We start from the raw sequence: 25,004 nt of genomic DNA, 5'->3' as shown, positions 1-25,004 counted from the left end.
GATGGAAATCTTTATCTGCGATCGGTGTAATCATATTTGTTTTGTCGTTTTCAAAATTAGAATCTGAAGTGTGAGAACGCTTTGTTAGCTTCCGCCATTTTATGCGTATCTTCTTTCTTCTTCACAGCAGCACCTTCACCTTTAGAAGCTGAAATGATCTCTCCTGCTAATTTTTCGAACATAGTTTTTTCACCACGCTTGCGAGCGTAAGAAATTAACCATTTCATCCCTAAAGCGATTTTACGCTCTGGACGTACTTCCATAGGAACTTGGAAGTTGGCACCACCAACACGGCGAGATTTAACCTCTACTGCAGGCATTACGTTGTTCAAAGCTTTTTTCCAAGCTTCTAGTCCGTTCTCTTGTGTTTTTTGTTCTACTAATTCTACTGCATCGTAAAAAATAGAGTAAGCGATAGATTTCTTACCGTCAAACATCATATTGTTTACAAAACGTGTTACCTGAACGTCGTTAAACTTTGGATCAGGTAAAATGATTCTCTTTTTTGGTTTTGATTTTCTCATTTTTCTTTCCTCCGTTTAATTATTTCTTTTTGCCTTTTGCTGGAGCTGCAGCTGCTTGTCCTGGTTTAGGACGCTTAGTTCCATACTTAGAACGACGTTGGTTACGACCTGCTACACCTGAAGTATCTAATGCACCACGGATGATGTGGTAACGCACACCTGGTAAATCTTTAACACGACCACCACGGATCAAAACGATCGAGTGCTCTTGTAAGTTGTGACCTTCTCCAGGGATGTAAGCGTTGACCTCTTTACCGTTTGTTAAACGTACACGAGCTACTTTACGCATTGCTGAGTTTGGTTTTTTAGGGGTAGTAGTATATACACGTGTACATACACCTCTTCGCTGTGGACATGAGTCCAACGCTGGTGACTTACTCTTGTCAACCAGAGCTACTCTACCTTTTCTAACTAATTGTTGAATAGTAGGCATTTACCTGTTTTTGTTTTTAAATTTTGTTTAAAAATACTATTAAAGTCCGCAAAGATATAAAGAATATTTTGAACTGTAAATAGTTAGGATATAAAATGTTTCAACATTTTGAAACCTCTGGTTTGAAAAACTATTTAGTTGCCTTGGGCGATTTCTTGATTTCATATACACAGCGCCTATCCTTGGCGAGGATATGCTCCAGCCGTTTGATCTCGTATGCAGGTCCAAACAGTTTGATAAAGTTCTGCAGCTCGGCCCGACAAAACCCCTGACAGGCTGTGGCCGCCGCACAGATAGGGCAGTGGCTCTCTATAAAATAATAGACATCCTCTTCTTTCTTCCATTCTGCCATGTATCCTTCCTCGCTACGCAGTTGACCAAGCTTCTCCAATCGACTTTCTATGGTATCTAATCCCGTTAGTGCAGCAGCATATCGGGTATAGGTCTGTTGTTCCCGGTCCGAAATCAAAAGGTCTAAGGCGTCGTCTCCCAAAAGGCTTTTTACGGCATGCAATAAATCAACAGTAACCTGAGCATGCGTATCAGGGAAGCGTGAAAAACCTTTTTCTGTGAGCGCGTAGTATATCGTTGGACGCCCTACGCCCTCGCTCCGTTGTTCAGAGACCACCAGTTCGGATTGGATCAGACGATGGAGATGCTGACGGGCACCTTCCTTGGTAATGCCCAGTTCAGATGCTATTAAAGCAAGTGTAGCCTCTCCACGCATTTTGATAATCATTAAGATACGGTCTACACTTTCTTTTTTCATTCGTACAGTTTGTTATGTTCTGGCGCAAAGATAATCCTATTTTTTCTGAAAGTGTTTGTTCTATTGATTTGACATTATATTGCAGGGGCTCCATCAACTCTCTTCGGTCGTTTTTTAATGCGGATTAATAAAACAAGTTTTAACTTGTTTTATTAATCCGCATTTCTCATTTTTGCAATATGGATTATCGAAGTTTCTTTAATTTTATTCATTACGACTGTTACATTGTACAGGTAATATTGGGTTTGTAAACCCTTCACATTGAGCTGGTAGATCTCCAGTTAATTTGTGTATTTTAAAAAGTAGGATATGGAAGAAGAAGTTTTTTTTAACAAGGTGCATGCATCCGGTATTATAACCGTCGATCTGATGGATTACGAGCCACAGGAGGAAGTTTTTTTTCTTGACATCAAGGACTTTCTGTTTATGGGGCTTATCATAAAGGAAAAGGAGTTTAAAGAAGAATTGTCCCGGTATGATTGGGCTGCTTTGTCCGATAGGGTAGTTGCTATCGGTTGCAGCGAAGATACCATCATTCCGACCTGGGTTTATTTTATGCTGGCAGATAAGTTACATGGTATTGCCAAACGGGTAGACTATAGAACAGTGGATGAAGTCAAGAACCTCTTGTGGCGAGAGGAGCTTGTACGGGCCGAATTTACACATTTGGAAGGAGCCAAGGTCGTTGTAAAGGCCAATCCTAAAATTGATCCGGATCTTTTTATGGTGGTCGTAGATAAGTTGCGCCCAGTAGTCGCGACGTTGATGTATGGTGAGGCGGGTATGCCTAAAGTTATTTTTAAAAGATAGATTTATGAAGGTATTATTGTTTAACGGTTCGCTGGACCGAAGAGAAGGAGCTACTTCCGAAATAATAACAAAGTATTTTGAGGAAAAGTTTCTGGCGGAAAATGCTTCTGTCGATGTTTTTAGAGTTACAGATTCTGGGGTTCCCTTGTTTGATACAACGCTCAATAAAGTGCCCAATGCTGTAGATCGTATGAATATCATGTTTAGAGAGGCTGATTTACATGTATGGCTCACTCCTCTTTATCATGGAGGAATGACCGGGGTAATGAAAAACTGTCTCGATTGGTTAGAGTGCAGTGCAAAATTACAAGCGCCTTATTTGACAGGCAAATTGATTGGTCTTGTCTGTTGGGCTGACGGGGTACAGGCGATGCAAGGGATTAATGGGATGGATGATGTGGCCAAATCATTGCGTGGCTGGACATTACCTTATAGCTTACCGATGCAGCGTAAACAGTTGTTTACAGCCAATCGGGAATTGACGGAAGAGTATACGGAAAGAATTGACAAGATGGTCAAGCTCATGCTACATTCTCCTTTTAATAAGTAATTAATATCCCCTTGCCTTCTCAACGGCAAGGGGTATCATAGTTACATTTCATCTAGCGGAGTGGATAGCCTCCTTCTGTTATCGGATTGTAAATTTGTGACCTGAACAAATTTACTCGATTGAACAAGCATGCAATGCTTGTTCAGTTTTTTATCTTTGCCTCCCAATAAGAATCATATACATGTTAAAGCCTACATTCAATCAGGAGTTTACTCAGCTTTTGGCTGCCGGAGATGAGCAGGCTTTTACATCCCTATTTGATTTTTTTAGCCCTAAGGTAAATGCGTTTGCACTTAAACTGACGCGGTCGGAGAACCTTGCGCAGGAGGTGGTACAGGAAGTATTCCTGCGTATCTGGAAATTTCGCTCGAGGTTGCTCGAGGTCGAACAGTTGGAGGGTTACCTTATACGTACAGCGCGGAATGTGGCCTTCGATATGCTCAAGTCTCAAGCAATACATTTTCTAGAGTTGGAAGAATGGGAAGATGATAAATATTTTGTCGACCATAGTATGGAGGAGGGTATCCATGCGAAAGAAGGACAGCATGTACTTGAACAGGCCTTGGCTCACCTTACCCCAAAACAGCGAGAAGTTTATCAATTGTGTCGTATAGAAGGAATGAGTTATCAACAAGCGGCAGAACAACTGGATATATCGACTCATACAGTTCATTTTCATATGAAAGAGAGCTTGAGACAGCTGCGAATGGTGTTGATAAATAGCGGTTTCCCAGCTTATTTAGTCATTCTATTGATTAGATAAAAAAAAGTTAAATAAAAACCTACCCGACCTGTTTTTTTCAAAGTCTTCAGTATCGAAGCGGTAGTATGAAGTACGTCAGTCTACTACTTTACCATTTTCATAAAACAAATTATGGATAGAGATAGGATAGAATATCTGTGGATATGCTATATCAATCAAACTTGTTCCAAAGCCGAAAAGCGTGAGCTTTTTCAGCTGATGAACGAAGAGTCTACTGCAGAGGTAGTTCGTGAGTTGATAGGCAAGTCCTTCGAAGAGGAACAAGATGAAATCGCTTTGCGCCCAGCGCTTAGGGACCAGATCCTCTTTGGTATCATCGAACAACCAGCAGAGGAAGTTACTGTGGCGCCGAGTAGACGCTTGCGACTCTATTGGGGAGCTGTTGCTGCTTCTGTGTTACTTGTCGCCGGGTTTGCGTTTTATTGGTTTAGACTTCCTGCTCCACAGCAATTGACCCAGCAGCAGGTCGAACCCTTGGAAATACAGATCCACTCCAAAGGAAACGTGGCTACCCTATCCTTAGATGATGGTACGCTTGTAAATCTAGATGACCATCATGGTGGGATCAAGGTGCAGACATCAGGTATTGCGTATGAGAATGGCGAATCTATAGCCGACGTAGGTGAGTCGGGATCTGCTGTCACATGGCAGACCATCACTGTTCCTCAGGGTGGACACTATCAGATAGAGTTGGAAGATGGAACCAAAGTATGGCTCAATGCTGCTTCGTCTTTACGTTTTCCCTCTACTTTCAAAGGTACTACCGAAAGGACAGTTGAGCTGAATGGAGAAGCTTATTTTGAAGTCAGTAAAAAATACCAGCATCATATAGCCAAGTCTTTTATTGTCCGCTCCAGAGGACATGAAGTAGAGGTATTGGGTACACAGTTCAATGTGGAGGCTTATAGTGGACAAGCGTCCTATCGTACGACATTGGTCGAAGGGAAAGTGAAAATAATTCGAAATGGAGCGCAGCGCGTCCTTGCACCTGGCCAACAGGCTATTGTCGACGATGCGATTCAGGTCCGTTCGGTAGATGTCCAAGAGTATGTCGCTTGGAAAGAGGGTGATTTTTATTTGCATGGCAAGCGTCTAGGTAGCTTGATTCCGATTCTAGAGCGGTGGTATGGCGTACAGATTGAATGTAGTGAAGAAGCCAGGGCTCAGTATATCACATTGCAGGTCTCTCGTGATAAGCCATTGAATGCTATGTTGAAGATTTTGTATGAAAGTATCGGGATCAATTATCGTATTCAAGGCAATAAGGTATACCTAACCAAATAAGAAAACCAACCTTAATTATAGAAAAGAAACTATTTACAATTTTTAATATGCAACCTAAATCGGATACTGAAAAAAAGATGGGAAATCGTATTTTTAGCACCTTCAGTGCTAGAAAATGCATTAAACCTGTTGTTATGGGCGTATTGATGGCAAGCTCCTTCGGACTGAGTGCACAGCAGGTGAGCCTCAAGTTCAAGAATGCTAGCCTAGAAGAAGTTATAAGAGAGCTTCGTAAACAGACGGGATATGATTTTGCCTATTCCCCAGATTTGGCCAAATCCTTTAAGCCAGTCAATATTGATGTTAAAGACAGACCATTAAAAGAAGTTCTGGAGAGCTGTTGTATCGAGCAGCCAATTACTTATACTCTTGCCGATCGCACGATTGTCTTTAAGCGCCGGGCAGCATCACGTGTACAGCAACAGCAGCAGTATATCAAAGGACGTGTCCTTGATGAAAAAGGCTTAGGGTTGCCGGGGGTTACTATTCGCGTTGCGAATGTAGAGAATCAGTTTCAGAGTGATCAGAATGGTTATTTTTTGATTCCGGGAACGGAGAATCTGAAAGCCAGTGTTTCTATGGTGGGGTATGTGGGTAAGATAGCTACGCTTTTGCCAGATGTAGAAAATAAAATTACCCTAACGCTTCAAAATCAGGAACTCGAGGAGATGGTCGTTATTGGCTACGGGACAGCGAAAAAAGAAAATCTAACCACAGCGGTTTCTACAATTACGACAGAAGAAATTACACAGATGCCTACGACCAATATCTCGCAGGTGTTTTCTGGGCGTCTTCCAGGTGTGGTTTCCCGTAGCAGCTCCGGTGTGCCAGGATCAGATAATGCTACACTGATGGTTCGTACTACCTCTTATACACAACCGCCGTTACTTGTTATCGATGGTGTACCTCGGGATCAAAATTCGGGGTCGCAATTTAACCTACAAGAGCTAGATCCTAACGAGGTAGAAAGTATTTCGGTATTAAAAGATAATGCTGCCGGAGCAGTGTATGGATCAAGGGCTGCGAATGGAGTGATTATTATTACCACAAAGCGCGGTAAGATAGGGAAACCAAGTTTTAACTATGTGAATAATACAACATGGAGCAGACCGGGAAGGATGATTGAAATGTTGGATGGCTATACGTATGCGCTATCACAGAATGAAGCGGCAATTAACGATGGTCTTGTAGCCCCTTATTCTCCAGCGATACTGGATACCATCCGAAATCAATATGCTCCCTATCGTTTTGCAAATACCAATTGGATCGACCTGTTGACGAATTCTTCTTCGCTAGTACACAGTCATAGTATGAATATCAATGGCGGAACTGAAGCTGTACGTTATTTTGTTTCGGGATCTTTTACGGATCAGGATGGTATGTATGCGGGCAATGGATATAGGAGATATACCTTGCAGTCTAATTTAGATTTTAAGCTCAGTGATCAACTCAAAGCGCAGGTTAATATCGGTTATCGTGGGGGCAAGCAAGATGTCAGGGGATCTGGTGTCCTCTCTTCGGCATTAAACTCTTCGCCATTGACTCCGATTTATATGCATGATGGTACTTTTGGAGTCGGTACAGGGGGAGGGCGAAACCCAATGGCTGATATTTCTGATCGGGCAGGATATAGGTACACCAAAGACAATTTTATTACCATGGTGGGGAAATTAACTTGGGAAAGTAAGGCTGTCCCTGGACTTTCAGCTTATGGGAATATAGCTGTGGACAAGAGCTTCTCTCGTGTCAAAGATTATATTGTCCCCGTACCTTTATACCAATGGGATCCATCTTCACCAACAGGAACCAGATTGGTATCAGGAGCAGGTAAGCCTTCGGTTGAAGATCAAGTAAATGATGGGAATACTTATACCGCAGACTTAGGGGTTACCTATAAGCGTAAGTTTGGTGTTCATGGGGTAGATTTATTGGGACTTTTCACCGTTACCGAATCTTCTTTTGATGCGAATACGGATAAACGTATTAACCTGATTGCTCCCGGATTGGATATCATCGATATTGGATCGACGGCAGGGGAAGTTACTTCAGGTAAACGTACACAGTCGGCACGTTTAGGCTATGTGGGACGTGTTAACTATAACTACGATGAGCGTTACTTTTTAGAGGGAAGTTTTCGGTTTGATGGATCTACAATTTTCGCACCTGGTAATCGTTGGGGTTTCTTCCCTGGAGCATCAGCAGCCTGGAATATATCCAAAGAAGAATTCTTCGAACCCTTACGTGGTACGGTCAATGCGTTAAAGCTAAGAGCTTCCATAGGGCTTACAGGAGATGATGGCATAGGTGCTAACTCTTACTATTATACCTATCGTGTGGCTAACACCGGTAATCAATATCCCAGTGCTTATATGTTTGGGACTGCCTTTGCTCCTACCTTCTTTTTAGCTAACGGTACTATGCCCAACCGCGGTATCACCTGGGCAAAGAATAGACAGGAGAATATCGGTTTAGAGGCTACATTGTGGAATGGAAAGCTTGGGTTTGTCGTTGATGTATTTCAAAAAAACCGCTATGATATCCTGCTGAGTAAAGCTGTAACACTACCACAGACATTTGGTATTGGAGCACCGATACAAAACTTTGCGAAGATGCGTGACCGGGGGATAGACTTCAATATATCCAGCAAGCATCAGTTCAATGCGGATTGGAAATTGGGGATCAACGGAAACTTTACGTTTGTACGCTCGGTTTATGTTGACCAAGGAACTTCCGAATTGCCCGATTATCAGCGAATGGAAGGGCGCTCCGTTAATAATATCTTGGTGTATCAAAGTGCGGGATTATTCCAGAACCAGGCTGATATTGATGCCTGGCATGTTGATCAGGACGGTATGAAAAACAAAACCATAAAACCGGGAGACTTAAAATTTAATGATCTCAATGGAGATGGAAAATTGACTGCCGAAGATCAATACTGGCATAACAATTACGGCTTTCCTCCCTATAACTTAGGTTTGGGATTTGATGTTCACTATAAAAATTTCATGTTGACGGCATTTTTCAACGCGGGTTTAGGAGGTTATATTCAATATAGCAATACCTCAACCTGGGCTTATATGTATGAGAATACCTGGAGACTAGGCAATGAAGGGGCTCGATATCCAAGGCAGGGCAGATCAACCAATAATAGTAGACGAAATGACAACAATCTTGAGAAAGATGACTTTGTTCGCTTGCGGGATTTAAGGCTATCCTATCAAGTCCCCGCCGACTTCTTGAAATCAGCTCATTTACGCACCATGCGGGTATATGTGCAGGCGTCGAATCTCTTTACCTGGACTACGGTAGAGGGGGGAATAGATCCTGAAACACCCAATGTTGGCAATGGTGGCACTAATGGAGCGTTTTATCCCACACAAAAGAATATAGGTTTTGGTGTTAGTTTATCCTTTTAATACGAAAGAAGACGAGAAATGAATTTAAGAAAAATAAAATATATCGGGTTATTGTCTATAGGCTTGAGCCTGAGCAGTTGTAATAGTATTTTGGATATTACACCGCCAGATCAGGTGACTGATGTTCTGATGTGGCAAAATCAGGATATGGTATTGGTATATACGGCCAATTTTTATTCCAAACTAAGCTCCGGTTTTTCGTTGCCGCACTATAGTGCGAGTGTATTCAATGGTAATTTATTGTCCAATCTGACGGATGATGCCGAGGTGAACGGTGCTGCGTTTAATGCCTATTGGTTGGGTAATTATGATGCCAGTAATTCGCCTTTGAATGGAATGTGGACTTCTGACCGTTGGACTTTTATCCGTAGAGCGAATGAGTTCATCCAGAAAGTTGATCAGGTCCCCGGTAATCAGGAACTGAATCAGCGTATGAAGGCGGAAGTTCGTTTTTTGAGGGCATACTATTACTATGACATGATGCAATGGTTTGGGCCATTACCCATTATTACCACTGCACAGGAATCGATTGATGAGGAGGCATTTGTAGAGCGTGCGTCACTTACGGCTTTTCAGGATTTTTTAATTCAGGAGTTTCAGGAGGTAGCCAAGGTATTACCAAAGAGTTATGCCGCTTCCGATTGGGGAAGAATTACCAAAGGGGCCGCATTAGTTTACAAAGCCCGTGTCGAAATGATAGCCGAGCGTTGGGCAGATGCTGCCATAACCTCTCAGGATATTATGGATTTAGGAATTTATAATTTACCAGTGGATTACGCTGCTGTATTTTCGAGTAAAAATAAGATGAATACGGAGATAATTCTCTCCGTTCAGCATAACGAAAACAGGTCAGAGCGAGGACATCTGTTTGACTCGAATAATCAACCGCCCGCATTTGGCGGACGTGGAGGGACGCTACCTACCCAGAATCTAGTGGATGCTTATCAGATGCAGGCGACAGGTTTGTCAATCAGTGATCCGAATTCGGGATATGACCCGAACAATCCGTACGTAGGTCGTGATCCACGCTTTGCAGCGACTGTTTTGTACGATGGGGCTAGTTTTCGAGGCCGGGCCATGCAACTCTATAATGGGGGACTGGATCTGACACTTTCTGGAGGTATGGTCGGTGGTTGGGTCAGTAATACAGGGTATTATCTAAAGAAATTTACGGACGAAAGTATTCAGTTTGCGGACGCAAATGTACGTTCTTCACAAAACTGGATCTTAGCGCGTTATGCGGAGGTCTTATTAAACTATGCTGAAGCGCAGAATGAAAGTGCGGGACCGGATGCTACAGTTTATGAGGCAATCAACAAAGTGCGGAGTCGTGCACAGATGCCAGATCTAAGGGGAGGTTTATCCAAGGACGAGATGCGTGAGGCGATCCGCCAGGAAAGACGTATAGAGTTGGCATTTGAAGACTTCCGATTTCACGATGTAAAACGTTGGAAATTGGCAACGCAGCTGTTCAGCACAACAACCAATCCCATCAAGAAGATGGAGATTGTACGTAATCCTACAACCAACGTTAAGACTTATACGATCAAAAATATAGCGAAACAGCGGATATTTTTGAACAAGCATTATTTGTACCCGATTCCATTGACGGAAATGATCAAGCCAGGGAACAAGTTAACACAAAATCCAGGTTGGGAATAATTTCAGAGACAAGAAAAATAATATAATAAATAACAACTAAGAAACCATTAAGATTTATTCATTTACACAAGAGAATGAGTAAATCTGATGGCTTCAACACAAATTTAAACAGATGAAAAAAATAATATTGACGGTAATCAGTATGGTTGCAGGAAGTAGCTTAATGGCTCAGATGAGTAGTATTCAAGGGATCATCGAGCCAGGATCTGTACGCTATACAAGTATAGAGCTGATGCGCATTGAGCATGGAGCACCGGTTTCTATTGCTAAGACAGACATCGGGGCAGATGGTAGCTACGGATTTTTATTTACACCGAGTTATGAAGGCTTCTATGCTGTTGGAGCTCCCTCACTGATGGATGGCCAGTTTGATTTCTATATCAAGAAGGGAGAGAACATTCAAATGAATATCACAGGGGTACAGAGTGAGCTATTGGGAAGTCTTTCCGAAGAAAACCAACAGTTACAGCAATGGAACACATTGAGTAATGAGATAAAAGGTAAAGCTGTTTATTTTAATAAATCAAGAAGTACATATGTTGATTTTTTTCCAGCAATGGAAAATGCCGACAAAATTGTTACGGATTTTCAAAAGCAGGTCAATACCAAAAATGTAGCATTTAACGCTTTGATGAAGGATTATGCACGTATGAGCATGGATTTCTATGCGCTCAACTTTCTGAGTACCCCCCGTACAGCACATCCTGACGCATCGGTGCAACGACCAGCTATTTATTCTACGCTTGTACAAAAAGATAAGTTCGCGAGTAACAACGTGATGAAATATCTTTACGGTGAACGTTTCGTAGGTATGTATATAGGGTATATCGCGCGGCAGCATGATATCAAAGATGACGAGGTTTTATTACCCTACCTTAGTACAAATGAGCAAAAAGCCTCTTATTTAATAAAAGGGCGTCTACCTATAATCAAGACCTATGATCAGTTTACGGCATTTACGGAGAAAAACGCATCATATTTTGATGTTCCTACACAGAAGGTGGTATTAGAAGATTTAGGAGCTAAACTCTATCAGAGTAAAGCGGGTGAAGAAGCTTCTGATTTTACTTATCCTGATGCCAATGGCAAGCAAATTTCTCTGAGTGATTATAAAGGGAAAGTCGTTCTAGTAGATGTATGGGCTACCTGGTGTGGTCCTTGTAAGGCACAGTTTCCTGCATTGAGAGAATTGGAAGAAGCCGTAAAAGGTAAAGACATCGTTATCATATCGGTATCCGTTGATGAGGCTAAGGACAAAGATAAATGGAAGCAAATGATCAAGGACGAACGCCTGGGCGGAGTACAGTTATTTGCTGGTGGGTGGAATTCGAAGATTACGAAAGATTATAAAATCAAAGGAATTCCACGTTTTATGGTATTCAACAAAGAGGGCAAGGTTGTGACATCGGACGCACCTAGACCTAGCGATCCTGAGTTAAAGAAAATGTTGGAGGCAGAGCTTAAAAAGTAATCGAATGAGTTGGATTAAAACATTAGCAGTGATTGGTGCCTGTGGAATAGGCGTTGCGGTAGCACAGGTCCCGAGCAACTCACCTTATGATTACGTCAATCGGCTGAGCAACTACAGATGGGAAGATAACAATCATTATGCATTCTTTCGGAAATCCTCCACAGGGACAGGCTCGGAAAATGTAGTGATTCATGTTAAGACTGGTAAAGAACAAACTAAACAGGTACCTACAAGCTATACTCCGAGTGCTATTTCTGTTGCCAAGAATGGAGATGTACGCATTGCGGCAAGGAATGGGAAGAAAGAGGTTCAATTACGGGATATGCAGAATACCACGCTTTCTCCTGATTCGAGCCATCTGGCTTATACGAAAGGGGGCAATCTCTTTTTGTACCATATCGATAAGGGCGAAGTCAAGCAGCTGACAAACGATGGAGCAGCAGCTATATATAATGGCTGGTCTTCCTGGATCTATAACGAAGAGATTCTTGGTAGAGACATGAACTACCGTGCTTTTTGGTGGAGCCCTGATAGCAAGAAAATAGCCTTTATGCGTTTTGACGATACGCAGGTCCCTGTTCATTATATGGCGGTGGATACGGCGCAACACGTTATACAGGTTCCTGTTTATTACCCGCTTCCAGGAGATAAAAACCCCGATGTCAGTGTTGGAATATACAATTTAGAAAAGGATGCGGTGATTTGGGCGGACTATGATCCCAAGGAAGATCAGTATTTTGGGCAGCCATTATGGACCCCCGAGTCCGATGAGCTTTACGTACAATGGTTGAATAGAGGTCAGGACTCGCTAGTTGTCTCTGCCGTAGATCCACGCACGGGTAAGAAACGTAGTATCTATGCTGAAACTCAAAAAACGTGGGTAGCTATAGATCAAAAGGATAAAATTACGTTCTTGCCTCATAGTAAGCAGTTCTTGGTTCAATCCGACAAGACGGGCTGGATGCACCTTTATCTTTACGATAGAAGTGGAAAACTGGTACGTCCCTTGACGACGGGTGAATGGACTGTGAAGAGTATCGATAAGGTTCAAGAGAAAGAAGGTGTATTGTATATCACTGGCAATCGGGAGAACTCTACCCGCGATGACTTGTACAAAGTAAGTTTAAAGAACGGACAGATAGATCGGCTTACCTTTGGAGAATATACACACAAAACGCAACTTTCTCCTGATGCTAGCTATTTTATTAGCAGTTATAGCAACTATAAGACGCCTGAGCGTATCGCTATTCTCGATAACAAAGGCAAAGTAATCCGTGAGCTCGCCGATAGTAAAGGAAAGGATTATGATCGCTTACAGGGGCAGGCTTCTAGGACAGAGCTGTTGAGATTCCAGACAGTTGATGGCTTCGAGCTCCCTGCGCGCATCTCATTTCCAGCCAAGCTTGATCCAAATCGTAAACACGGACTGATGGTATTGATTTATGGAGGTCCGAATGCAGGTACGGTGCGGGATGGCTATTACGGAGGATTTGGTGACCCGATGGCGGATACCCTCAATATGATACGTGTGCAGATCGATCATAGAGGATCTGGACATTTCGGTAAGAAAGGACAAGATTATATGCATCGTAACCTTGGAGACTGGGAAGTGAAAGATTATGCTTTCGTCGTCGAAGAAATAAAGAAAAAATACCCCTTTATAGATCCTGAGTATGTAGGGATAAAAGGCTTTAGTTACGGTGGATACATCACTGTAATGGCGCTGCTTAAAGCGCCTGAAACATTCAAAGCGGGGGTAGCAGGAGGGGCGGTTACCGATTGGAAGTTCTATGATTCGGCTTATACCGAACGCTTTATGGATACGCCAAAAGAAAATCCGGAGGGATATTACACTTCCAGTACGCTACACTATGTTAAAAATCTTCAGGGTAAGTTGAGCATTGCACAAGGTACGTTGGATGATAATGTGCATATGCGCAATACGATTCGTTTGGTCGATGCACTGCAAGAGGAGCGGAAGCAATTTGAGTTGATGCTTTATCCGAATGCCGCACATGGATGGTTCTTTATGCGAAACAAATCCGTTCACTCTAGGGAGATGGAAAAAAGTTTTACCGAGACTTATATGATACCCTAATCAGAATTTGGTTTTTCCTTAGGAGGTGCGTTGAGCACCTCCTTTTTTTATGCCCTCCATAGCTGTATTCTGCACAAATAGTAGGATATTGCAACGGTATAAACAACAGCTGGAATAAGAACCCAATAACTGCATGGAGCAAATACACGTCGTCATTCTTAGGAACATCTCATTAGGGACATGTTCTATTTATGATTTGATGCGTCATCTGTCAGTAGGTGTTAGTGGTCTAGCACTAGAAGATAGTGCACTTTTCGTTCCATTGGATATGAAGGTGAATGAAGCTGTTTTTACGAAAGATGTAGGGGAGCTTGACTATCCGAAGGTCAGCGTTTCGCAGGAAAGGGATACCGTAGCGTTGACTTGTACCTGTGGCATCCAGTCTGATAAGCTATGCGTCCATCAGTTTGAAGTGTTGGATGCTATTCTCAAGCGCGAGGAGCTACGTGTGTTTTTTGATCCTAAGGTCCGCGATGCCCGGCTTCGTAGCCTTGCTAGGGGATACGGACTAGAGCATGAAACGGATATGGACGCCTATTTTCAATTACAGTTTGAAGAGGGTAAACTACAGATCTTTAGCAAGCAAAAGGAGTTACTGCGTGTGGACCAATCGTTTTTAAAGCAAGCTTCCTTTGCCAGGACTGATTCTCCTGTACCTGTTTATCTATCCCAAAGTGATGTAAAAAAATGGATATTGGTGTTGAGCAAGCACCGGTTTTACGATCAGGTCAATTTCCTGTTATTTGAGGCTGAGACATCACAACAGGGCAAATTGAAAAATCCATTGACTCCTGTAGACCTGACGAAACAATTATTACAGGACAATAGTATGGATAACGTTCGTTTTTTGACGGCCTTGCTTAGTTATCAGAATAGGTTTGAGGGCGAAGCCAGCGCCACCGAGATACTCGCATTAAAGATTATTGCATCCAACCCTATTGGGCTAGATGTGTATTATCATGATAGGAGTTATTCGGAGAGTATCGCTGTGAAAAGTCTGCTTCCTGTGAAACTCGCTGTTGTCAAGCCCGAGTTAAAATTAAAAGTCCTCAAGAAAGAACCATTTTACGAGGTCAATAGCGCATTATCTGTTTTAGGGGCCATTGTGCCCATATCCGAACTGGTCTTAAAAAACGATTGCTTTATCTTTTTTAAACAGCAGTACATCTATGTGCCTGATCGTGATCTGTTGCGTGTCCTACAGTTTTTAAAAAGTAATAATGAAACGCTGTTGATACACAGTTCGAAATACGATGCTTTTGCGAAGCAGTTTTTGGATCCCATAGAGGATTATGTCGACATCGAATACGCCTATATCCATAAAGCCCTTTCTGCAACGGTCGGGGATGATAAACCAGAGATGGAGTGTTTGCTGTATTTACAAAAAGAAGGCACCTTTATCTCGCTTACACCGGTGGTTCGTTACGATGATTCTGAAATACCGGTCTATTCGCGTAAACAGCTCTATGTTTTGGATGCGGGCGGCAATAGATTCAAACGGAACCGCGATTCGGAATACGAAGACCGTTTTACCGCTGCCATACTCAGTCAGCATCCCGATTTTGAAGAACAGTTGCAGTACGCGCAGTATTTCTACTTGCACAAGGATAAGTTTTTCGATGATTCCTGGTTCTTAGCCGCATTTGAGTCCTGGCGTGAAGCAGGTATTACCATTTTAGGGTTTCAAGAGCTGGGCGGAACAGGAATTAATCCTTATAAAGGGAAAGTCGATATCAAAGTAAATAGCGGTAAAGATTGGTTCAATGTACATGTCAAAATCAATTTTGGCGGACAGGTAGCTCGAATACGGCAGATTCAGCGCGCTTTTCGAAATAAAAGCAAATTTGTCCAATTGGATGACGGTACATTAGGACTGTTGCCCGATGAGTGGATGGATAGAATAAGCCGTTACTTTAGTATGGCACAGCTGGAAAAGGAACTGTTGCATATACCCAAAATCCGTTTTTCTGAAGTAGCAGCGTATTTTGAGAAAGATGTGTTAGCCAACGAAGTGCGTGAAGAACTCGCCGTCCTCCAGCATGATTTTTTAGAAGCAACCTCTATTCCAGTGGTGAAAGTCCCCGTTGGCCTGCAAACTACCTTACGGGACTATCAGCAGGAAGGGTTTAACTGGCTTTGTTTCTTGGACCGTTTTGGCTTTGGTGGTTGTCTTGCTGATGATATGGGACTTGGGAAGACTGTTCAGGTTATCGCTTTTTTGCTGCACCTCAGGGCTAGATCAAGTGCAAATCCTCACCTTATTGTTTTACCCACTTCGTTGTTGTTCAATTGGGAGGACGAACTTGCCCGTTTTGCACCTAGCCTGCGCGTGCTTAATTATAATGCGATGCCGAGGTCTAAAAAAGAACGGCTACTCACAGATTATGATGTCATTCTAGTCAGCTACGGTATACTTTCGTCGGATATTAGCTTTTTTAGAACGCAATCCTTTGGGTATGTATTTCTTGATGAAGCACAGCTGATAAAAAATCCGAATTCAGAACGCTATAAGACCGTTAATATTTTAAAGTCAGACAATCGGATTGTTCTGACAGGTACCCCTATAGAGAACGGTACTTTTGATATTTATGGACTATTTTCCTTCGCTTGTCCTGGGTTGCTTGGCAATAAGCAGTTTTTCAAAGATACCTATGCTACACCAATAGATCAGTTCGATTTCAGACAACGGGCGATAGAGCTCGAGCAAAAGATTGCCCCCTTTATATTGCGACGGACCAAGCGGCAGGTCTTACACGAGCTCCCAGATAAGACGGAGTCCGTCATTTATTGCGATATGAGCGAAGCGCAACGTACTATTTACTCGGCGTATGAAGAGGAAGTCCGCAACTATATCAACGGCACCAATGCTGACCTGTTGGATCAGGACCGTCTACATGTTCTGGCTTCGCTGACCCGACTTAGGCAGTTATGCAACTCGCCCGCACTATTGCAGGAAGGGTACTACTCCTCAAATAGTGTTAAGATAGATGTGCTCGTAGAGCAGATAAAGGGTAAGATGGGGGCGCACAAAATACTTGTTTTTTCGCAGTTCGTAGGGATGCTGGATTTGGTAAAAGAGCGGTTGGATCAAAATAATATTGCTTATTCCTATCTTACAGGGCAGTCTAAAAACCGAAAAGTCATCGTTTCGGAGTTCCAGCATGACGATTCCATCCGTGTATTTCTTATCAGCCTGAAGGCAGGAGGGGTAGGGTTGAATCTAACGGGAGCCGACTATGTGTATCTGGTGGATCCCTGGTGGAATCCGGCGGTAGAAAATCAAGCTATTGATAGGAGCTACCGTATCGGGCAGGATAAAAAAGTGACAGCGGTACGCCTTATCTGTACCAACAGCATTGAAGAAAAAATAATTGACCTCAAACAGCGCAAACAAAAGCTGGCGAGTGACCTTGTCGGTACCGATGCAAACTGGTTCAATAGTCTTTCCAAAGAAGACCTGTTGGCATTAGCATCTTCGTAATTCTATAACACATTTCCCAAATACTATAATACAATCGAGCAATGATTGCCCACCTTTGTAAGGTTAAAATACATATGGGATTATGGAAGTAATAGAAACAAAACAAATAAAAAAATCCTTTCCGGTACTGAATATGAGCTGTGCGAGCTGTGCTTCGAGCGTAGAGAGCATGGCGCAGACCGTGGATGGAATCATAGATGCATCTGTCAATTTTGCTACGGCTACGGTTACGGTCAATTTTAAGGAAGGGCATGACGATCCTGCGAAACTGCAGCAGGCTCTCCAGGAGATCGGTTTCGATATACTGGTTGCGGAGGAAGAGAAACAGCAGGAAGTGCTGGAAGAAATCCATGAACGAAAATATGCAGACTTGAAGCGTAAGACGATAGGTGCTATCGTGCTCTCTTTGCCTGTAGTCGTTATCGGTATGTTCTTTATGAATATGCCTTATGCCAATGAGATCATGCTGGTATTTTCTACACCGGTTGTACTGTGGTTTGGGAAAGATTTTTTTGTCAATGCCTGGAAACAGCTACAGCATAAAAAAGCGAATATGGATACCTTAGTGGCACTGAGTACAGGTATCGCTTACGTATTTAGTCTGTTTAATATGGTAGCGATGGACTTTTTGACCAAGAGAGGAGTCGAGGCGCATGTGTATTTTGAAGCCGCCGCTGTTATTATCGCTTTTATCTTATTGGGAAGGCTATTGGAAGAAAAAGCAAAAGGCAATACCTCTTCTGCTATTAAAAGGCTTATGGGATTGCAGCCCAAGACCGTATTGGTCATTTTGTCCAATGGCGAGGAACAGCTTATTCCGATCGAACAGTTGGTGGTTGGGGATACTGTACTGGTAAAACCGGGCGAGAAGATCGCTGTAGACGGTCGTGTCAATGGTGGGGTCTCCTTTGTCGACGAGAGTATGTTGAGCGGTGAACCTATTCCGGTAGAAAAGAAAGAGGGAGACCGGGTGTATGCAGGAACTATCAATCAAAAAGGGAGTTTTCAATTTAAGGCGGACAAGGTGGGTAAAGATACCATGTTGGCACAGATTATCCGGATGGTGCAGGATGCACAGGGTTCCAAAGCTCCGGTGCAGAAGTTGGTAGATAAGATTGCAGCAGTCTTTGTACCTATAGTAATCGGTATTGCAATCGTGACAGCGATACTCTGGGGCGTGCTAGGAGGAGATAATGCCTGGGTAATGGGATTAATATCAGCCGTCACCGTATTGGTTATCGCCTGTCCTTGTGCGCTGGGACTGGCTACTCCAACAGCTATTATGGTAGGTGTAGGTAAAGCCGCTGAAAGCGGGATATTAATTAAGGATGCTGAAAGTCTACAGTTGTCAAAAAATATTACCGCGATAGTTTTGGATAAAACCGGTACGATAACAGAAGGTAAGCCGAAAGTCGTTTCCGAATATTGGAAAGAGGGAGCTTCGGAAGTAAAACAGGTGCTTTTTTCTATCGAGCGGAAATCAGAACATCCCTTGGCCGATGCGGTTGTCCATCATTTAGAAGGTTATAATTCGATACCTTTAGATCGTTTTGAGAGTATTACGGGCAAAGGTGTAGAGGCTGTTTTAAATGGGCAGAAGTACCTTGTGGGCAATCCTGCTCTTCTAGCTAGCTACCAGATAGAGATTCCTAAAGAGGTGTCAGAACTGGCCGCTACTTGGGCTGATAAGGCTCAGACGGTTATCTGGTTTGCCAATGAGCATAGTGTACTTGGGATTATGGCTATCGCGGACAAGGTCAAGGATACCTCCAAAAAAGCGATTAAAGAGCTTCAGTCCAAAGGTATATCGGTGTACATGCTGACTGGAGATAATCACTCGACGGCAGCGGCGATTGCCGTACAAACAGGGATTGCAGATTATCGGGCGGAAGTGTTACCGCATCAAAAGGCCGATTTTGTAAAAGAGTTACAGGCTCAGGGCCATGTTGTAGCGATGGTCGGTGATGGGATTAATGACAGTAGTGCACTGGCGACAGCAGATGTTAGTATCGCAATGGGCAAAGGATCGGATATTGCAATGGATGTGGCCAAGATGACGATCATCTCGTCCGATTTGTTGAAAATCCCGCAAGCGATTAAAATCTCTAAGCAGACCGTGGCGACGATAAAGCAGAATCTGTTCTGGGCTTTTATCTACAATCTAATTGGTATTCCCTTGGCTGCGGGATTACTCTATCCGATCAATGGCTTCTTGTTGAATCCAATGATTGCGGGGGCGGCTATGGCGCTGAGCAGCGTCAGTGTGGTGAGCAATAGTTTACGTCTCAAACTGAAAAAATAAACACAATTATTTAAATACTCATAAATCAATAATACAATGGAAACTCAAAAATTTCAATTTAAAACGAATATCAACTGTGGTGGATGTGTTACGAAAGTGACCCCACACTTGGATAAAGTCGAAGGTATCGCATCATGGGAAGTAGATACGACGAATAAGGATAAAGTCCTTACGGTAAGTTCGGACAGTGTTAGTGCCGACAAGGTCGTAGAAATTGTCAAAGAAGCCGGATTTAATATCGAGCAAATTTAAGTATAGAACACCGCAGGAGCTTCCCAGCTTCTGCGGTGTTAATAATACGTATCGATTGGGTAATATTGTGTTAGGTGAAAATCGAAAAAAAATCTATTTTTATAATTCAATTTGTCACTATACCAATATGTTATATAACCCACAATACCCCTCCATAGCGGACCTGAAGAAAAAGGCAAAATCCCGTATACCTAAATTTGCATTTGATTATTTAGAGGGTGGCTGTAACGAAGAATTGAATCTATTTCGAAATGAGAATGATTTTGATCAAATTTTACTAAAGCCCCGTTATTTGCAGGAAGTCGGTGCGATAGATATGTCTGTAGAGCTTTTCGGTAAGAAATATAGTGCTCCTTTTGGTATATCACCGATCGGTTTACAGGGGCTTATGTGGCCCAATGCTCCGGAGATACTTGCGCGAGCCGCCGCGGATCAGGACATCCCTTATATCCTTAGCACAGTATCTACAGCGAGTATTGAACGCATAGCTGAAGTTTCGGATGGTAAGGCTTGGTTTCAGTTGTATCATCCTACTGAAAATCGTTTGCGTGATGATATTTTGCAACGATTGAAGAATGTTGAATGTCCCGTATTGGTCGTGCTGGTCGATGTGCCTTCATTCGGACTCCGTTATCGAGAGATAAAAAGTGGGCTATCCATGCCACCGAAGTTAACGCCTTCTACGATATTACAGGCGATACGCTGTCCGACTTGGGGAATCAAGACTTTACAACATGGTATTCCTTCATTTGCTACGTTAAAGCCTTATATGGAAAAAGGACTCGATCTGGCACAGCTCGGTCAGTTTATGAATCGCACGTTTACAGGTAAAGTTACTGTTGATAAGATCAAGGCTATCCGCGATATCTGGAAGGGACCGCTGGTATTGAAAGGTATAGCTACGGAAGAAGATATGGAAGACGCATTACATATTGGTGTAGATGGGGTTATTGTATCCAATCATGGAGGCAGGCAGTTAGATGCCGCAGAGTCTTCTATACATTCGATGATGTATCTAGCTAGTAATGAACGGTATAAAAAGCAGATGACGATTATGTTGGATGGAGGTATCCGTTCGGGGGTGGATTTAGGAAGAGCGCATGCTGTAGGTTCTGCATTCAACTTTATGGGAAGACCGTTTATGTATGGTGTAGGAGCATTGGGAGAAACAGGAGGTACCCATACTATTAATTTGTTAAAAGCTCAACTGTACCAACTGATGCAGCAATTGAGTATTGAAAAAGTAGAGCAGTTTCCAGATCGGTTGCAGTGAGACGGTAGTTACGTAATGGGTTATTTAACCTAGACGAAAATAGACTTGTATTGTTTTTGAATATGATTTATATTTGACCTCCAATCGGTTGTATCAGTAGAGGCAACGTGATGAGACAAATAGCAAAGGCCACATGTTCAGGAGGAATAGTTTTAGTAGTGATATGGAGGAGCAAGAGCAGTTATTGCTTTTGAAGAGAGGAAATTATGCCGCATTTGACACACTCTACACAGAATATAGTCCCCGGATATTGGGCCGGTTGATACGTCTCCTTGGACAGGCTGACACTGCCGAAGAGCTCTTGCAGGATCTCTTTTTCCGGGTCTGGGAGAAGCGGGAGCAGATCGATGTCAATCAATCTTTTAAGGGCTACCTGTTCAAAATAGCTCAAAATCTAGTCTACGATTATTTCCGGAAGCAAAGTGTTGATGAGCGGTACCGTGCAGAATTTGTACGCAATTACTCCGAACTATATGGACATATTGAAGAGGATATTATTTTTAAGCAGACAGAAGAGCGACTAATGGGGGCTATCGATAAGCTCCCCCCCCAATGTAGGCAAGTATACATCCTTTTTAAATTAGAAGGTAAGAGCTATGCGGAGATAACTCAGTTGCTAGGGATTAGCAAATCCACTATCAATAACCATCTTACTAAGGCGAACAGTATTCTTAAGAAAGAGTTCCCTTTTCTATTTTTTTTGATAACGTTTGCCATGTTCGATCTTTTAAAATAAAGATGGGTTAGACATTTCCTTTTTGACTTAGGTCAATAGTCGGTGAGTTTTGGCTAATTACTTTTGCGGTCTAATAGAGGAGACATGCAAGAGTTAGAGAAAATTATCTGGATATCTATTATTTTAATTGTTATTATTTCCGTCAAGGAGCGAGTAAAACTAGCACTTCCTATCTTGTTGGTACTTGTAGGTCTGTTGTTGAGTCTGACAGGTTTATTACCTACTATAGATATCAGTCCGGAGATGATTTTTTATGTGGTGCTACCGCCTGTTTTATTTGATGCGGCCTGGAATACTTCTATTCCCGATTTTAAGAAGGAGTTCTCGAAAATATCCATTCTCGCTGTTATCCTCGTATTTCTTACCACCACTATCGTTGCTATTTTTGTCCATCATGTGTTACCTGGGTTTGGCTGGGGCTTGGCGTTTGTACTTGGGGCTATTGTATCTCCGCCCGATGCGGTGGCAGCTAGTAGTATTACCAAAAGTATAGTTCTGCCCAAGCGATTGATTGTCCTATTAGAGGGGGAGAGCTTACTGAATGATGCTTCTGCATTAATTGCTTATAAATGTGCTGTTGTAGCGGTTATGACAGGAGCTTTTTCATTATGGGATGCCGGATGGCAGTTTCTGTACATCAGTTTGGGAGGTGTTTTTGTTGGTATTGCTGTCGGGTTTCTCTTTCTCAAAATATATGCTTTCCTTCGTAATGATAGCAATGTTGAAACATTTGCCGTTGTCTTATTGCCTTTTGCGACTTATAGTCTTTCCGAGCATCTTGGTTTTTCTGGCGTGCTAGCTGTTGTCATTTTGGGGATGTATCTTTCTTGGCATTCTTTTGCCATCTTTACTGCTGCTAGCCGAATTCAGATGGGGCATATTTGGGATGTCATTATATTTATTTTGAACGGTCTGATTTTCCTTATTTTAGGTATGCAGTTGCCAAGCATACTCGCTGATATACCTTCGCCTGAAATTTTCCCTTTAGTATGCTATGGGTTTCTGATATTTTTGATTCTCGTAGCCGTCCGGTTATTGGTGCTTTTTGCTATTCCTGCTTTTTCATTTAGCAGGTCTGCCCATACTATGGGGATATATGCAGAATCGGGGAAGGAATATCTTATTCTATCCTGGTCAGGGATGCGTGGGGTTGTTTCATTGGCAGCCGCATTAGCATTGCCATTTACTGATGGGCGGGGGCTGTTGATCGAGCAGCGGAGTACGGTGCTTTTTGTTTCTTTCGTGGTTATTATTTTCACTTTGTTGATACAGGGACTTACGCTGTCCCGATTGATTAAGTTGATTAAACCCGTGGACAAAAAGATAGAAGATGAGCATATTCTGAACCTGCTGTTGCTGGACCGATCGATCTCTTATTTGGCCAATATCCCTATACGGGGACATCTTACCGAAAGTGCTATTAAAACTATGGTTTCCAAGTTGGAGGCGGAAGAGTCTGAGCTGATTGACGGCCGTGTAGAGCCGGTTATGTTAGCCGAGCAGATTGCCCAAAAAGGAGCTTATCTACAGCTTGAGTTAAGTCTGGTCGATTATCAGCGGCGCGAACTCGCAGATAGTTATCAGAAAGGGCGTTTTTCATTGGAGATAATCCGGAAAAAAGAGTTAGAATTAGATTTTTGGACAGCAACTATTCTGCAGGAAATGAAACGATTTGGGGCAGCTAGCATAGCATCGGATATAGTTGAATAATATTTTATTAAAAAAAAGTAAATTTAGAGTAGGTACTTTTTAATACATCCCCGTATTAGCTTATAAAGAACCTAATCAGTTTGAAACAAGAAACGAATCTAAAAGAATTATTTTCCAAATATCTTGCGGGACGAGCATCGTCTAGCGAACTCCTCCAACTGTTGGATCATTTTCAAGAAGAAAATGACTCCACGTATTTACGTAACTTGATTTTAGCCGAGTTCGAGGGGGAAGAAGATGCTCCTATTGCTAGTGAACAAGTTATTCTATCTCGTGTTTCAGTGGCATTACATGATCGTATTCGTGGTGCCCGACGAAAAGTAAAACGTATTTATTGGAGTATCGGTACAGCCGCTGCGGTATTGCTCTGCGTTGGTGGTTGGTTGGGACTGCATTATGGGGATTCAGAGTCTGTTTCGAGCGATTCTATGTATTCTACTATATTACCAGGTGATGATCGGGCGATTCTTCATCTCGAAGATGGTCGTGTTTTAGATTTAGACAGTTTAGTTGATGATGATGCTAGAGACCTTTTTTTGACTAAAGACAGTGGAGGTATGATGACTTTCAATACCGAAGATCTGCCAGCTTCGCAAAAGGATATTGGAAAACGCACATTGAGTACGCCTCGAGGCGGGCAGTTTGCCGTAGTATTGGCAGATGGAACCAAAGTATGGCTTAATGCAGAATCATCTATTACCTTTCCTACTCAATTCGATAAAGGTACACGTAGTGTCGAGATCACTGGTGAAGTTTATTTTGAAGTTGCTAAAAAGCAAGGGCAACCTTTCATCGTGCAGGCGAGACAGCAGACTATTACAGTGCTGGGAACCCATTTTAATATCAATGCTTATCCCGATCAACATATTGTAAAAACGAGTCTTATCGAGGGACGTGTGGCGGTTTCTGCCGGTGGGCGCCAGGTCGAGTTACGTCCAGGGCAGATGTGCCTATGGAATGAGAAACAAGGAGGTTTAGGTGTCGATAATATTCCGGATTTAGGAAGTTTATTAGCTTGGAAAGAAGGGATGTTTAGTTTTGATAATAGCAATATTAGGGAGATTATGCAGACGCTTTCGAGGTGGTATGATGTTGATGTTGCTTTCGAAAAGGGAGATTATAGTGATTGTGTATTTGGGGGAATGGTACCTAAAAAAGAAAATATCGATCAGGTTCTGCGGATATTGAGCGCCTCACAGCAACTGACTTTTGATATTAAGGAAAGAAGAGTGCTTGTATCCCGTTTTAAAAAATAAAAACTAACAACTTATATTAAAAACCTAAAAAATGAAGAAGATGCCTATGTGATATAACAATTTACACGACGAAAAAATATAAAAAAGTCCCGACGGCCATCGGGACTGATATTAGAGGTCGTCTCTACCCATTTTATACTGTTTATTAACTAACTCTTAACCAAAAGTATGCAAATCTACTCGGATAAAAAAGCACCTTTTGCAAGGTGGCTAT

The 25,004-nt window shown here is 42.5% G+C and carries 18 protein-coding genes; 15 read left to right on the top strand and 3 right to left on the bottom strand.

What is annotated here, in order from left to right:
* Window positions 1-56 precede the first annotated feature (56 nt).
* The 3 genes from rpsG to JKG64_RS15030 form a co-directional block, all read right to left on the bottom strand.
* Complete coding sequence (rpsG, locus tag JKG64_RS15040; RefSeq protein WP_022829265.1) at window positions 57-524, bottom strand: 30S ribosomal protein S7; 468 nt, start codon at window positions 522-524, stop codon at window positions 57-59.
* Between the two features lie 19 nt (window positions 525-543).
* Window positions 544-957 carry a 30S ribosomal protein S12 gene (gene rpsL, locus JKG64_RS15035; RefSeq protein ID WP_002993550.1) on the bottom strand — a complete coding sequence of 138 codons (414 nt, stop codon included), beginning with the start codon at window positions 955-957 and terminating at the stop codon, window positions 544-546.
* A gap of 130 nt (window positions 958-1,087) precedes the next feature.
* Window positions 1,088-1,726, bottom strand: a complete 639-nt coding sequence (locus tag JKG64_RS15030) for a helix-turn-helix transcriptional regulator (RefSeq protein WP_210355150.1) — start codon at window positions 1,724-1,726, stop codon at window positions 1,088-1,090.
* A 309-nt stretch (window positions 1,727-2,035) separates the two neighbouring features.
* Between JKG64_RS15030 and JKG64_RS15025 the strand changes: the two genes are divergently transcribed.
* The 15 genes from JKG64_RS15025 (at window position 2,036) to JKG64_RS14955 (ending at window position 24,790) form a co-directional block, all read left to right on the top strand.
* On the top strand, window positions 2,036-2,536 hold the full coding sequence (locus tag JKG64_RS15025) for a DUF2480 family protein (protein ID WP_210355149.1): 501 nt from the start codon (window positions 2,036-2,038) through the stop codon (window positions 2,534-2,536).
* A gap of 4 nt (window positions 2,537-2,540) precedes the next feature.
* Window positions 2,541-3,086, top strand: a complete 546-nt coding sequence (locus tag JKG64_RS15020; RefSeq protein ID WP_210355148.1) for an NADPH-dependent FMN reductase — start codon at window positions 2,541-2,543, stop codon at window positions 3,084-3,086.
* A gap of 181 nt (window positions 3,087-3,267) precedes the next feature.
* Window positions 3,268-3,849, top strand: a complete 582-nt coding sequence (locus JKG64_RS15015; RefSeq protein WP_210355147.1) for an RNA polymerase sigma factor — start codon at window positions 3,268-3,270, stop codon at window positions 3,847-3,849.
* A 111-nt stretch (window positions 3,850-3,960) separates the two neighbouring features.
* On the top strand, window positions 3,961-5,133 hold the full coding sequence (locus tag JKG64_RS15010; RefSeq protein ID WP_210355146.1) for a FecR domain-containing protein: 1,173 nt from the start codon (window positions 3,961-3,963) through the stop codon (window positions 5,131-5,133).
* A 77-nt stretch (window positions 5,134-5,210) separates the two neighbouring features.
* Window positions 5,211-8,549: a SusC/RagA family TonB-linked outer membrane protein gene (locus tag JKG64_RS15005; RefSeq protein WP_210355145.1), complete on the top strand. Its 3,339-nt coding sequence runs from the start codon at window positions 5,211-5,213 to the stop codon at window positions 8,547-8,549.
* Window positions 8,550-8,567: 18 nt separating this feature from the next.
* Window positions 8,568-10,211, top strand: coding sequence for a RagB/SusD family nutrient uptake outer membrane protein (locus tag JKG64_RS15000; protein WP_210355144.1), 1,644 nt, complete (start codon window positions 8,568-8,570; stop codon window positions 10,209-10,211).
* 112 nt (window positions 10,212-10,323) lie between these two features.
* The gene (locus JKG64_RS23255; protein ID WP_210355143.1) at window positions 10,324-11,682 is read left to right on the top strand and encodes a TlpA family protein disulfide reductase; all 1,359 of its coding nucleotides are present in this window, start codon (window positions 10,324-10,326) and stop codon (window positions 11,680-11,682) included.
* 4 nt (window positions 11,683-11,686) lie between these two features.
* Window positions 11,687-13,780 carry a S9 family peptidase gene (locus tag JKG64_RS14990; RefSeq protein ID WP_210355142.1) on the top strand — a complete coding sequence of 698 codons (2,094 nt, stop codon included), beginning with the start codon at window positions 11,687-11,689 and terminating at the stop codon, window positions 13,778-13,780.
* A gap of 133 nt (window positions 13,781-13,913) precedes the next feature.
* Window positions 13,914-17,261, top strand: a complete 3,348-nt coding sequence (locus JKG64_RS14985) for a DEAD/DEAH box helicase (protein ID WP_210355141.1) — start codon at window positions 13,914-13,916, stop codon at window positions 17,259-17,261.
* 82 nt (window positions 17,262-17,343) lie between these two features.
* Window positions 17,344-19,563, top strand: coding sequence for a heavy metal translocating P-type ATPase (locus JKG64_RS14980; protein WP_210355140.1), 2,220 nt, complete (start codon window positions 17,344-17,346; stop codon window positions 19,561-19,563).
* A gap of 36 nt (window positions 19,564-19,599) precedes the next feature.
* On the top strand, window positions 19,600-19,815 hold the full coding sequence (locus tag JKG64_RS14975; protein ID WP_021068952.1) for a heavy-metal-associated domain-containing protein: 216 nt from the start codon (window positions 19,600-19,602) through the stop codon (window positions 19,813-19,815).
* Window positions 19,816-19,942: 127 nt separating this feature from the next.
* A complete protein-coding gene (locus JKG64_RS14970; protein WP_210355139.1) occupies window positions 19,943-21,088 on the top strand; it encodes an alpha-hydroxy acid oxidase in 1,146 nt (381 codons plus the stop codon).
* A gap of 133 nt (window positions 21,089-21,221) precedes the next feature.
* Complete coding sequence (locus tag JKG64_RS14965) at window positions 21,222-21,824, top strand: RNA polymerase sigma factor (protein ID WP_210355138.1); 603 nt, start codon at window positions 21,222-21,224, stop codon at window positions 21,822-21,824.
* An 84-nt stretch (window positions 21,825-21,908) separates the two neighbouring features.
* A complete protein-coding gene (locus JKG64_RS14960) occupies window positions 21,909-23,534 on the top strand; it encodes a Na+/H+ antiporter (protein ID WP_210355137.1) in 1,626 nt (541 codons plus the stop codon).
* A gap of 80 nt (window positions 23,535-23,614) precedes the next feature.
* Window positions 23,615-24,790, top strand: a complete 1,176-nt coding sequence (locus JKG64_RS14955) for a FecR family protein (RefSeq protein WP_210355136.1) — start codon at window positions 23,615-23,617, stop codon at window positions 24,788-24,790.
* The last annotated feature ends 214 nt before the right edge of the window (window positions 24,791-25,004 follow it).

The sequence above is a fragment of the Sphingobacterium tabacisoli genome, assembly GCF_017908035.1.
GTDB classification, from domain to species: Bacteria; Bacteroidota; Bacteroidia; order Sphingobacteriales; family Sphingobacteriaceae; genus Sphingobacterium; species Sphingobacterium tabacisoli.
Note: the sequence above shows the minus strand (reverse complement) of the source record. Positions and strands in the feature narration are given on the sequence as shown.

Excerpts from the sequence above, each read along its gene's own strand:
- JKG64_RS15005 (WP_210355145.1), top strand. The coding sequence starts at position 5,211 with ATGGGAAATCGTATTTTTAGCACCTTCAGTGCTAGAAAATGCATTAAA.
- JKG64_RS15025 (WP_210355149.1), top strand. The coding sequence starts at position 2,036 with ATGGAAGAAGAAGTTTTTTTTAACAAGGTGCATGCATCCGGTATTATA.
- JKG64_RS15010 (WP_210355146.1), top strand. The coding sequence starts at position 3,961 with ATGGATAGAGATAGGATAGAATATCTGTGGATATGCTATATCAATCAA.
- JKG64_RS14960 (WP_210355137.1), top strand. The coding sequence starts at position 21,909 with ATGCAAGAGTTAGAGAAAATTATCTGGATATCTATTATTTTAATTGTT.
- JKG64_RS14970 (WP_210355139.1), top strand. The coding sequence starts at position 19,943 with ATGTTATATAACCCACAATACCCCTCCATAGCGGACCTGAAGAAAAAG.
- JKG64_RS15000 (WP_210355144.1), top strand. The coding sequence starts at position 8,568 with ATGAATTTAAGAAAAATAAAATATATCGGGTTATTGTCTATAGGCTTG.
- JKG64_RS14980 (WP_210355140.1), top strand. The coding sequence starts at position 17,344 with ATGGAAGTAATAGAAACAAAACAAATAAAAAAATCCTTTCCGGTACTG.
- JKG64_RS23255 (WP_210355143.1), top strand. The coding sequence starts at position 10,324 with ATGAAAAAAATAATATTGACGGTAATCAGTATGGTTGCAGGAAGTAGC.
- JKG64_RS15020 (WP_210355148.1), top strand. The coding sequence starts at position 2,541 with ATGAAGGTATTATTGTTTAACGGTTCGCTGGACCGAAGAGAAGGAGCT.
- JKG64_RS14965 (WP_210355138.1), top strand. The coding sequence starts at position 21,222 with ATGTTCAGGAGGAATAGTTTTAGTAGTGATATGGAGGAGCAAGAGCAG.
- JKG64_RS14985 (WP_210355141.1), top strand. The coding sequence starts at position 13,914 with ATGGAGCAAATACACGTCGTCATTCTTAGGAACATCTCATTAGGGACA.
- JKG64_RS15030 (WP_210355150.1), bottom strand. The coding sequence starts at position 1,726 with ATGAAAAAAGAAAGTGTAGACCGTATCTTAATGATTATCAAAATGCGT.
- JKG64_RS14975 (WP_021068952.1), top strand. The coding sequence starts at position 19,600 with ATGGAAACTCAAAAATTTCAATTTAAAACGAATATCAACTGTGGTGGA.
- JKG64_RS15015 (WP_210355147.1), top strand. The coding sequence starts at position 3,268 with ATGTTAAAGCCTACATTCAATCAGGAGTTTACTCAGCTTTTGGCTGCC.
- rpsG (WP_022829265.1), bottom strand. The coding sequence starts at position 524 with ATGAGAAAATCAAAACCAAAAAAGAGAATCATTTTACCTGATCCAAAG.
- JKG64_RS14990 (WP_210355142.1), top strand. The coding sequence starts at position 11,687 with ATGAGTTGGATTAAAACATTAGCAGTGATTGGTGCCTGTGGAATAGGC.
- rpsL (WP_002993550.1), bottom strand. The coding sequence starts at position 957 with ATGCCTACTATTCAACAATTAGTTAGAAAAGGTAGAGTAGCTCTGGTT.